Genomic DNA, 10,094 nt, shown 5'->3' on the forward strand with positions numbered 1-10,094 from the left:
GTATTTAGTTCTTTTTAAACAATTTAGCGTAATAAAAGCCGTCAGTAGTACCTGGTAACAGCTGCATGCCTGGTGTTGTTTCGGTGTCTTCGCTATGCAAAGGAACCAACTGCGCATCCGTGTGTTCGGCTAAAAACGCGGTTATTTGATTGCGGTTTTCGGCAGGTAACACCGAACAAGTTGCATAAAGCAGTGTGCCACCGGCTTTCAACAATGGCCAGATATTGTTCAGGATTTTACGCTGAATTAGCGCCAAGTCTTCGATATCTGAGGCACGGCGTAGCCATTTTATGTCTGGATGACGGCGAATAACCCCAGTCGCTGAACATGGAACATCTAGTAAAATACGGTCAAATTGCTCACCATCCCACCAATCATCCGGTTGGCTGGCATCACCTTGAAGACAGTGTGCTGATAATGACAAGCGCGCCAAATTGTCTTCTACTCGCTGTAATCGTATTTCGTCAGCATCTATCGCGACTACGTTGCAGTCTGCTAGTTCGAGCAAATGGCATGTTTTACCACCAGGTGCGGCACACGCGTCTAACACTCGTTCACCGTTTTCAGGTGCAAGTAGTCTTGCGGCAAGTTGAGCCGCGGCATCCTGGACAGAACAAGCGCCCACGCTAAAATTAGGAAGTTTGTCGACATCACATGGGGCATTCAGCAACAACCCATCGACAAAACGGTCGTCCTGAGAAAAGCCAATTGCTTGTTCGTTTAGCTTGTTTGCATACTGCTCCGCTGAATTCTGGCGCTGGTTTACACGCAGCCACATCGGGGCTTGCTGTTGGTTCGCTTCAAGAAGCAATTCCCACGACTCAGGGTAGCCAGCTTGCACGGCTTTAATGAACCAAGATGGGTGATTGTATTTGCATACGGGAATGTCATTGGCGCTGGCTTCCAATTCAGCTTGTTGGCGCTGAAAATTGCGAAGAATGGCGTTGATCAGTCCTTTTAGGCCGGGGGCTCGCAGTTCTGCTAGTGCGTTGACCGTTTCTGCAACTGCTGCATGTGAAGGCACACGCATGTGTTGTAGTTGGTAAATACCTACATACAGCAAAAATTGGAAAACGCGGTTTTTTCCTTTTAGCGGTTGCTCGAGTAGTTTTTGGCAGTAATGCTCCAAACTTGGCAAATAACGCAATACGCCATAGCACATGTTTTGCAGCAAGGCCTTGTCCTTCGGCGCAACAAGTTTTGCAGCAATAGGCAGTTGGGTAGATAAAGACACTCCTTTATCTACTACTTGGAATAGTGTTTGTGCAGCAATGGCTCTTACATTACTCATGCATGACCTACCAAAGAACCGACAGTAACCCAATCAGCTCGTCCATTTAGGAAATCTTGCGCAGACATTGGCTTTTTGCCTTCAGGCTGAAGTAACGTAATTCTCAGTGCTTTGTCGCCAGTGGCGATAACGATTCCTGACTTGTCTGCGCTAAGCACTTTACCGGCTTCGCCCGAGCGCACGTCTATTTCAGCTTGCCAAATTTTCACGGTATGGTTTTGCATCTGTGTAAATGCCACTGGCCATGGATTAAAGGCGCGAATATTTCGTTCGATTTGCTCTGCACTCATGGTCCAATCAATTTGCGCTTCTTCTTTGGACAGCTTTTTGGCGTAGTTTGCCTCTGCATCATCCTGTTTTACGGGTTGAGTTGACCCTGAAGCCACTTGGTCGAGCGTTTCAAGTAGAGCCGATGGACCCGTTTGAGCCAACTTTTCGTACAACGAGGCTGAAGTGTCTGTCGATTCAATTGGACAGGTCACGATATGAAGCATATCGCCAGTGTCGAGACCTACGTCCATTTGCATGATAGTCACACCGGTTTCCGCGTCACCAGCCCAGATTGAACGTTGGATTGGTGCCGCACCACGCCAGCGCGGTAAGATTGAGCCATGTACGTTCAAACAACCAAACTTAGGCATATCTAACACGGCTTTTGGTAGCAAGAGACCATAAGCGACCACGACCATGACATCGGCATTCAGCGCCGCCAATTCCGCTTTGGCTTCGTCAGACTTAAAGTTTTCAGGCTGATAAACAGGGATGTTATGCTGAAGCGCGAGTTCTTTAACTTCACTCGCTTTTAATTTTTTGCCTCGACCTGCAGGTCTATCTGGCTGGCTGTACACAGCAATAACTTCATGGTGAGAGTGGATCAAAGCGGCGAGGTGACGCGCGGCAAAATCCGGCGTCCCCGCGAAAACAATGCGTAGAGGAGTGGTCACGTTAAGTCCTAATTTGGTTTGCTCAGAAGATTAAGCTTTAGCAGCCAACTTGGCGTCTTTTTCTAGCTTTTTACGAATACGCTGACGCTTAAGTGGCGACAGGTAATCGATAAAGAGTTTACCAATTAGGTGGTCTAATTCGTGCTGAACACACACCGCTAACAAACCATCGGCTTCAAATGAATAGGGTTCACCGTTTTCATTTAATGCATTCACGGTAACCGTTTCTGCACGGTCTACCTTTGCGTAAGACGATGGAACGGACAAACAGCCTTCTTCGCTAATAGTGCAGCCTGCTTTTTCAACAATTTGAGGATTGATTAGTACAAGAGGTTCATCACGTTCTTCCGATACGTCAATAACCACGATACGCTGATGAATATTGACTTGCGTCGCGGCCAAGCCGACACCATTTTCATCGTACATCGTTTCGAGCATGTCTTTGACGATTTGGCGGATTTCATCATTTACTTCCGCAACAGGTGCTGCCACTGTGCGTAAGCGCTCATCGGGAAACCTCAGTACTTCTAACCTTGCCATAGTAACCTTTTCGTTTGTCATAAAAATAGGGTATTGTATGTGTTTATTTTAGCCATTCACATTCACCTTTAACAGGTTTTGGTTGATAATATCGAAAAATAACTCAAGGAAGCACACATGAGACTCCCTCTTTCTGGCTTGTTATTAGCAACTTGTGTTGCATTTGGCGTGCAAGCAGAACAATTGCAAATTAAACCGGATGCACCAGCACAGTATGTGGTTAAAAAGGGAGATACGCTTTGGGATATTTCAAATCTTTATCTATCGAGTCCATGGCTTTGGCCAAAACTATGGTCGTGGAACCCGCAAGTTAAAAATCCAAATCTCATCTACCCTGGTAACGTATTAGCTTTGGTCTATGATGCCAACGGACAACCACAGCTACAGTTGGTTAAGGGCGTTGTGAAACTTTCTCCTACAGTACGTGTTATCGAAAAGAATCAAATCGCCATACCCACACTGCCTTTGAGTGTGATCGAACCGTATTTGACGCATGAAGTGGCGCTTACCGAGGCGGACATCGACATGCACCCAATTATTTTGGGCTCAAATCGCAATGTTAAAATCAACACACTCGACCAACTCCTCTATGTGAAAGGGAATGTAGTAAATAACGCGCTTTATGGTATTTACCGCAAAGGCGATGATTACAAGGAATTGGAAAGTCAGCAAATCTTGGCGACAGAGATGCGTTTAGTGGCAACCGCGCGAGGGATCCGAAGTGGTGATATTGCAAACGGCAGTCCTGGTACCGTTTACGTTGAAGAAGTGAAACAAGAGATTCGTGCAGGGGACAGATTAATTCCCTTAAACTCGTTTGCTAATTACAGTGCGCAATTCAAAATGAGTCGCCCATCTACGGCGATGTCTGGGCAAATTATCGCGACGAACAATCAATTGCGTGAGTTTAGTTCGATGTCCGTTGTCGTGCTTAACGTGGGTAAAGCGCAGCAAGTGCATGAAGGGTTTATGTTTGACATTAAACGTCAGTCGCCAACGGTGATAGAAGGTCACAGTGGCCCTCGCTACGTAGAAGATGCTAACAGCCTCGAGAAGCTGATTAAGGCAACCTCGGAGTTTTTTGGTGATGACAATACCGAGGGCAGTACTGTTTGGACGATGCCGAAAGAGAAAGTAGGTGAACTCATGGTATTTCGAGTGTTTGATAAGGTCAGTTATGCCTTAGTGACGAAAACGTCTGAGCCACTTCGAATTGGCGATTTTGTTGAGGCTTTGCCAAACTAGAGAATTTGTTTTGCTCTAAGGAGAGAGCGTTGAATAAATTTTCGTTACAGGACTACCTCACATTATTGCTTTGTCCAGGTCTTGGGCCAAAAACGTTGTCAAAGTGGCTTGCAGCTCATGTTCATTCTATCGAATCACGGCAAGATCTTGATCACACGTTACTCAATGAGTCTCACCAAGCTTATTTTGCGGCGCCTCCCTATGCACTTATTAAACGTTACATGGCTGACATCGAAGCCAAGCAAATACAATGGATAGGTCTGTTTGATGAGGCGTATCCGACCCGATTAAAAGAAATCAGTGCGCCGCCATTAGTCTTGTTTTACTTTGGTGATGTCTCACTGTTGCAGGCACCACAACTGGCTATTGTCGGGACTCGTAACCCTACTGTTAGTGGTAAAGAGACCGCTTATGAGTTTGCCTTTCGCTGTGCTGAAGCCGGACTGACTATCACGTCAGGTTTGGCTTTGGGTATCGATACTTCCGCACATCAGGGAGCATTAGCTGCAAAGGGCAAAACCGTGGCAGTGCTTGGGACTGGTGTCGACGTAATCTACCCAAAGCGAAATCAATCACTTTACCGTGACATCATCGGTGCTGGGCTGGTGGTCAGTGAGTTTTTACCAGGAACCGTGCCTAAACCTGAACATTTTCCGCGCCGAAATCGTATTGTTTCAGGCTTGTCACTTGGAACATTGGTCGTGGAGGCAGAAATTAAAAGTGGTTCGCTCATCACGGCGCGTTATGCATTGGAACAAAACCGAGAAGTCTTTGCTGTGCCTGGGTCGATACGAAACAGTATGGCCCAAGGCTGCCACTATTTGATAAAGCAAGGCGCAAAATTGTGTGAAAATGCCGAGGATATTCTTTCAGAATTCGCCCTTTTTTATGAAAACAAGCTATATATAAATGTAGAGCCGACTAAAAAAATGGTGGAGGCGTGCCCCGTATTAAACTGTCTTGGTTATGAAGCAACATCTATTGATGCTTTACAGCTAAGAACCCAATGGCCAATTGAAGAGCTCACCGCTCGATTATTGGACTTAGAACTTGAAGATAAAGTAGCTAAGGTTGCCGAAGGCTATATGAAAGTCGCTAGGGGTAGAGATGTTTGATATTTTAATGTATTTGTTTGAAAACTATATTCACAACGAATCTGAAGTGTACGTTGAGCAAAATGAATTAACGAAAGAGCTCGAACGTGCTGGATTTAACCACGACGAAATTTACAAAGCGCTAAATTGGTTAGAACAGTTAGCGGATCTACAACACAGTGACGAAATCCCCTACTTAAACGCAAGAGCCGACCATTCGATTCGCATATACAGCCAAGAAGAGTGCGAAGTGCTTGATCTGGAATGTCGAAGTTTTTTAATGTTTGTTGAACGTATAGGCGTAATTGACAGCACAACACGGGAAATGGTTATCGACCGTATTTTTGCGCTAGAAAAATCCATCATTACGCTTGAAGATTTAAAGTGGGTTATCTTGATGGTGCTCTTTAATGTACCTGGAAAGGAAAAAGCCTTTGCGCAAATGGAGGATTTGATTTTCGAAGAGCCCAACGGCCTACTTCATTAATCTGTATACCTGTAAGGGTCAAGGCCACTTGACCCTGCTTAGATTGCCGCTATAGTAGGCACAATTTTGTGCCAGGCCCCGATAATTGATGAGCAAAATAGATCACTCGTTGTTTAATGCTGATAGCCATGCTTTAGAAAAAGAGTATGAAGTTTGTCCTGAATGTGGTTCAGAGCTGCGGATTAAACATGGCAAAAATGGCGCATTTTTGGGTTGTGCAAATTACCCAGCTTGCAGTTATTTACGTCCTTTGCATCATCATGACGGTCACGTTATTAAAACACTTGATAGTCTTTGTCCTGAATGCCAACACCCTTTGGTAATACGAAACGGTCGCTACGGTATGTTCATAGGCTGTTCGGGTTTTCCTTCTTGTCATTACATTGCACCAGATAGAGAAGAAGAAAATATTGAAGCTTTGCCTTCGTGCCCCAAATGCCATAAAGGTCATTTAGTTAAACGCCAAAATAAATTTGGTAAGCATTTTTATTCTTGCGACAAATTCCCAAGTTGCAAATACAGCGTCAATGACAAACCTGTCGATGGAACTTGTAGCCAATGTGGATTTGGGTTGCTGGTGGAAAAAAAACGGGCTGGAAAAATTGTGTTACAATGCCCGCAAAAGACGTGTCAGCACAAACAAGAGTAAACACGATGACCACCGAGCAACTTCTATCTGATGTGGTATTAAAACTGAATCAAGGTGCTGTCATTTGCTATCCAACTGAAGCCGTATTTGGTTTGGGTTGTGATCCTGACAATCAGGCAGCTGTCGCACAGCTGTTGGCGTTAAAATCTCGCACACAGGGTAAAGGGCTCATTCTTGTTGCTGACAATTATGGGCAATGCCTACCTTACGTCGACGATGCAGCAATTCCGATGGACAAACGAGCGGCCATTTTTTCAGCGTGGCCAGGTCCAATAACATGGATACTTCCGGCCAGCAAACACGCCCCAAGTTGGCTTACAGGAGGGCGTTCGTCAATTGCTATTCGTGTGAGCGCTCATCCAACAGTCAAAACATTATGCCAACAATTTGGAAAACCGCTTGTTTCGACCAGCGCTAACGTAAGTGGCCAACCAGCGGCGCGCACTTCAGAAGAGGCACAACGTTATTTTTCGGATCAGGTAGCGATTTATCTTGATGGCAACGTTAACCATGACGCCACTCCAAGCCAAATTATTGATGCGCTAAGCGGCGCAATCCTTAGGAACTAATATGTCGAACACACAATTGGAAGCTGTTAAACAGTTTTTACTCGCACTTCAAGATAATATTTGCCAAGGACTTGAAGCGGCGGATGGAAAAGCAAAATTTGTCGAAGATGCGTGGGAGCGTACAGAGGGCGGTGGCGGTCGTACGCGAGTTATCCGTGATGGCGCAGTCATTGAACAAGGTGGTGTTAATTTTTCGCACGTCTACGGCGCATCGATGCCTGCATCCGCGACGGCGCATCGACCTGAACTGGCGGGGCGCAGTTTTCACGCTTGTGGCGTGTCTTTAGTGATTCACCCGAAGAATCCTCATATTCCAACAAGTCATGCAAATGTGCGCTTTTTTATTGCCGAGAAAGAGGGCGAAGCACCTATTTGGTGGTTTGGTGGAGGTTTTGATCTGACTCCTTTTTACCCTGTTTTGGAAGATGTAAAACATTGGCATACGGTAGCAAAATCACTGTGTGAGCCGTTTGGTGAGAATGTATACAGCGACTACAAGAAATGGTGTGATGATTATTTCTATTTAAAACATCGAGATGAGACTCGCGGTGTTGGTGGCTTATTCTTTGATGATCTAAACGAATGGGGTTTTGAGAAAAGTTTTGCATTTATGCGAGCTGTTGGAAATGGCTACCTTGACGCGTATGTGCCAATTATTGAAAAACGAAAAAGTGAACCTTTTGGTGAAGCGGAGCGTCAGTTCCAACTTTACCGTCGTGGTCGTTACGTTGAGTTTAATTTGGTTTGGGACAGAGGCACTTTGTTCGGCTTACAAACAGGTGGTCGTACTGAATCGATCCTGATGTCTATGCCACCGCTTGCACGTTGGGAATACAACTATACGCCAGAGCCAGGTTCGAAAGAGGCGTTATTGTATACGGACTTTTTAAAGCCTAGGGCATGGTTAGATTAATAAAAATAGTCACCTCGTTTGGAACAAAAAAGGCGCCGAAGCGCCTTTTTTATTAGTGTAGTTTGAATCGACGTACCTGATCGTCTAGATCTCTTGCAAGCTGCAGCAACTCTTCACTTATCTGTTTACTGCCGTGTGCATCCAATAGTGAGCGTTCGGCATTGTCTCTGATGGCCACGACACTTCGGTTGATTTCTTCAGCTGCCAAATTTTGTTGTTCTGTAGCATCCGCTATTTGCACGTTCAAATCATTGATCTCATGCATTTGGTTTGAAATGTCTTTCAGAGCTTGCGCAACTTGTTTGACTTGCATCGCGCGTTCGTCCGCTTCTTCACAAGAGGCATTCATTGCTTTAACCGTTTGAGCCGCTTCTGACTGCAACTTGTCAATTGTGCGTTTAATTTCATCGGTAGAGTCATGGGTTCGAGTTGCGAGTGTTCTCACTTCATCTGCGACCACCGCAAAACCTCGTCCTGCTTCGCCAGCGCGAGCGGCTTCAATCGCGGCATTTAAGGCAAGCAAGTTCGTTTGCTCTGCAATACTACTGATCACTTCCAGCACCTTACCAACTTCAAGTGTTTGTGCTTGTAGTTGGCTCACTTGAGTCGCTGCGGTGCGGACATCTTGTGCTAGCTGATTGATGCTTTGCTCGGTTCGGTGTGCAACAGCCATGCTTTCTTCTGCTAAGTGGTTACTACTGTCTGATTTCTCAGACGCAAAATGCGTGGTATTTTTCACTTCAGCGGATGAGCTTTCGAGCTCGTTGATTGCCGCAGCAACTGAGTCGGTGCCTTGCTTTTGTTCTAAAATAGCGCGTTCAGTCTCATCGGCAGAGTTATAGATTTTTTCTGCACTACCGATGAGTATGTGGGAAGACGAAGATACGTTCGCGATACTCTCCGTAAAACCGGTCATCATTTTGTTGAAGTTGTCTGCGAGACGGCCTAATTCGTCATCAACATTGTCATCGATACGTAAACTAAGGTCTTGGTGTTGGGTTGCAAGACGCATTGTGCGACCAAGTGTCTTCAGACGCACAATAAAGATTTTCCGAAATAGGATGCCAAGAATTACAAACGTGGTGAGGAATATGCCCGATAACAATCCACTACTTAGCCACGTATTTTGCTTAACGGTTGTGTCGATGTCATCAAGTGAATAGCTGATCCGAACGACCCCCAAGACTTGGCCTTCGGTGGCAGCGTGGCAACCTAAACAATTCGTGCCTTTGTAATCTTGCTTTGCAATCATCGGCTTCAGGTAGGTCATTACACGTTCATTTTTACGATTTTCGATGACCAATTGTTCACGGCCATTCAAGGCTTCTTGTTCGGCGTCACTAATGGCTTTCTGGTTGCTATTGCCGGGCCCAAAAAGTTTGATCACTTGCGCGCCTCGAATAATGTGAGCATCGCGAATGTTTGGGTGGGCTCGTAACTTATTACTTAATATCTCTCGGTTAGCCATTGTACCGGTGAGCATCATGGTGTTGATTGAATCAAAGTAGTTGTCCGCCAGCAGGCGAATGCTTGATTCGACAGTTTCCTGTGCAAGCGATTGTTGTTGTCTGGAATTCGACAAAATAGATGCAATTAAGACGAGGACACCCGTCAACGCCAGTAAAGCATAAATTTTGTGTTGGATTGATTTCACGCGCATGGTTCTTTTTCCTTAACAAGGACGTGAATTATGCGCGTAAATCAAAAAGGAGATATTGACTCAGCGCAATAATTGCTCAGCAAACCAAGCTATACACATCATACTTTATTCTTGGTTTATCATGTGGCTTGCTAATTGGGACAAGCTGTTACGTAGTCCTTCTCGTAATAAAGGATTATCAATTTCGATATCCAATGCTTTATTCATACAGTGCATCCATTGATCTCGCAAGGCTTTATCGATGGGAAATGGCATATGGCGCATACGTAATCTAGGGTGTCCATATTGCTCTGCGAACAGGTCGGGTCCACCGAGCCAACCGGATAAAAATTCAAAGAAGACTTGGCGAATACGGTCTAATGGAAGAGGGTGCATATCATAAAGTGGTTTTGCAAAGGCTTCCGTTTCCATTAAATCATAGAAACGATTTGCAAGGGCTCGCACCGCAGGTTCTCCGCCCATTATCTCGTAGGGCGTTCTATCTGGAGATGGAGTATCAGGTGTGCTGGCGGTGTTTGAGTTTTTGTCGCTTGCATCTTTTTGAAAGATGCGTTTAATTAACTGCTTCATGATGTTCCAGAAAGTAATCAAATAATGGATAAGTACGCGGTATTAGGCAACCCGATAAAACACTCAAAGTCACCGATGATCCATACGTTGTTCGCGCAACAATTAGGTGATGCACTTACTTACGAGCCAATC

At 45.3% G+C, this 10,094-nt stretch carries 12 protein-coding genes (1 of these 12 running past the window's edge); 7 read left to right on the forward strand and 5 right to left on the reverse strand.

The window, feature by feature from the left end:
• Positions 1 to 4: 4 nt before the first annotated feature.
• From rsmB to def, 3 genes are read right to left on the reverse strand one after another with little or no spacing between them, the layout of a single operon-like run.
• Positions 5 to 1,291: a 16S rRNA (cytosine(967)-C(5))-methyltransferase RsmB gene (rsmB, locus tag NI389_RS10340; protein WP_308359778.1), complete on the reverse strand. Its 1,287-nt coding sequence runs from the start codon at positions 1,289 to 1,291 to the stop codon at positions 5 to 7.
• Entirely contained in the window at positions 1,288 to 2,235 is a 948-nt protein-coding gene (gene fmt / locus NI389_RS10345; RefSeq protein WP_308359779.1) for a methionyl-tRNA formyltransferase, read from the reverse strand. The genes rsmB and fmt overlap by 4 nt, the downstream gene beginning before the upstream one ends.
• 30 nt (positions 2,236 to 2,265) lie before the next feature.
• Entirely contained in the window at positions 2,266 to 2,775 is a 510-nt protein-coding gene (gene def / locus NI389_RS10350) for a peptide deformylase (RefSeq protein WP_308359781.1), read from the reverse strand.
• Positions 2,776 to 2,892: 117 nt separating this feature from the next.
• Between def and NI389_RS10355 the strand changes: the two genes are divergently transcribed.
• From NI389_RS10355 to hemF, 6 genes are all read left to right on the forward strand, one after another.
• Positions 2,893 to 4,020, forward strand: a complete 1,128-nt coding sequence (locus NI389_RS10355; protein WP_308359782.1) for a LysM peptidoglycan-binding domain-containing protein — start codon at positions 2,893 to 2,895, stop codon at positions 4,018 to 4,020.
• 29 nt (positions 4,021 to 4,049) lie between these two features.
• Positions 4,050 to 5,135: a DNA-processing protein DprA gene (gene dprA, locus NI389_RS10360; protein WP_308359784.1), complete on the forward strand. Its 1,086-nt coding sequence runs from the start codon at positions 4,050 to 4,052 to the stop codon at positions 5,133 to 5,135.
• A complete protein-coding gene (locus tag NI389_RS10365) occupies positions 5,128 to 5,601 on the forward strand; it encodes a DUF494 family protein (protein ID WP_308359785.1) in 474 nt (157 codons plus the stop codon). The genes dprA and NI389_RS10365 overlap by 8 nt, the downstream gene beginning before the upstream one ends.
• 88 nt (positions 5,602 to 5,689) lie before the next feature.
• A complete protein-coding gene (locus tag NI389_RS10370; protein ID WP_308359787.1) occupies positions 5,690 to 6,250 on the forward strand; it encodes a DNA topoisomerase family protein in 561 nt (186 codons plus the stop codon).
• A gap of 5 nt (positions 6,251 to 6,255) precedes the next feature.
• Entirely contained in the window at positions 6,256 to 6,819 is a 564-nt protein-coding gene (locus NI389_RS10375) for an L-threonylcarbamoyladenylate synthase (protein ID WP_308359789.1), read from the forward strand.
• A 1-nt stretch (position 6,820) separates the two neighbouring features.
• A complete protein-coding gene (hemF, locus tag NI389_RS10380; protein ID WP_308359791.1) occupies positions 6,821 to 7,732 on the forward strand; it encodes an oxygen-dependent coproporphyrinogen oxidase in 912 nt (303 codons plus the stop codon).
• A 52-nt stretch (positions 7,733 to 7,784) separates the two neighbouring features.
• On the opposite strand, the gene NI389_RS10385 is transcribed toward hemF, so the two are convergent.
• Together NI389_RS10385 and NI389_RS10390 are read right to left on the reverse strand one after the other, a co-directional pair.
• A complete protein-coding gene (locus tag NI389_RS10385; RefSeq protein ID WP_308359792.1) occupies positions 7,785 to 9,392 on the reverse strand; it encodes a methyl-accepting chemotaxis protein in 1,608 nt (535 codons plus the stop codon).
• 105 nt (positions 9,393 to 9,497) lie between these two features.
• Positions 9,498 to 9,962 carry a group II truncated hemoglobin gene (locus NI389_RS10390; RefSeq protein WP_308359793.1) on the reverse strand — a complete coding sequence of 155 codons (465 nt, stop codon included), beginning with the start codon at positions 9,960 to 9,962 and terminating at the stop codon, positions 9,498 to 9,500.
• Between the two features lie 24 nt (positions 9,963 to 9,986).
• Between NI389_RS10390 and aroE the strand changes: the two genes are divergently transcribed.
• Positions 9,987 to 10,094: the 5' end (the start) of a shikimate dehydrogenase gene (aroE, locus tag NI389_RS10395; RefSeq protein ID WP_308359795.1), read on the forward strand. The gene runs 714 nt beyond the window's last position; only the first 108 of its 822 coding nucleotides appear in the window; the start codon lies at positions 9,987 to 9,989; the stop codon falls past the right edge of the window.

The sequence above is a fragment of the Pseudoalteromonas xiamenensis genome (assembly GCF_030994125.1).
Taxonomy (GTDB): Bacteria; Pseudomonadota; Gammaproteobacteria; order Enterobacterales; family Alteromonadaceae; genus Pseudoalteromonas; species Pseudoalteromonas xiamenensis_B.

What these genes read in the sequence shown, in the direction of transcription:
- hemF (WP_308359791.1), top strand. Translation starts at nt 6,821, where the DNA reads ATGTCGAACACACAATTGGAAGCTGTTAAACAGTTTTTACTCGCACTT.
- NI389_RS10370 (WP_308359787.1), top strand. Translation starts at nt 5,690, where the DNA reads ATGAGCAAAATAGATCACTCGTTGTTTAATGCTGATAGCCATGCTTTA.
- def (WP_308359781.1), bottom strand. Translation starts at nt 2,775, where the DNA reads ATGGCAAGGTTAGAAGTACTGAGGTTTCCCGATGAGCGCTTACGCACA.
- NI389_RS10375 (WP_308359789.1), top strand. Translation starts at nt 6,256, where the DNA reads ATGACCACCGAGCAACTTCTATCTGATGTGGTATTAAAACTGAATCAA.
- NI389_RS10385 (WP_308359792.1), bottom strand. Translation starts at nt 9,392, where the DNA reads ATGCGCGTGAAATCAATCCAACACAAAATTTATGCTTTACTGGCGTTG.
- NI389_RS10390 (WP_308359793.1), bottom strand. Translation starts at nt 9,962, where the DNA reads ATGAAGCAGTTAATTAAACGCATCTTTCAAAAAGATGCAAGCGACAAA.
- NI389_RS10355 (WP_308359782.1), top strand. Translation starts at nt 2,893, where the DNA reads ATGAGACTCCCTCTTTCTGGCTTGTTATTAGCAACTTGTGTTGCATTT.
- rsmB (WP_308359778.1), bottom strand. Translation starts at nt 1,291, where the DNA reads ATGAGTAATGTAAGAGCCATTGCTGCACAAACACTATTCCAAGTAGTA.
- NI389_RS10365 (WP_308359785.1), top strand. Translation starts at nt 5,128, where the DNA reads ATGTTTGATATTTTAATGTATTTGTTTGAAAACTATATTCACAACGAA.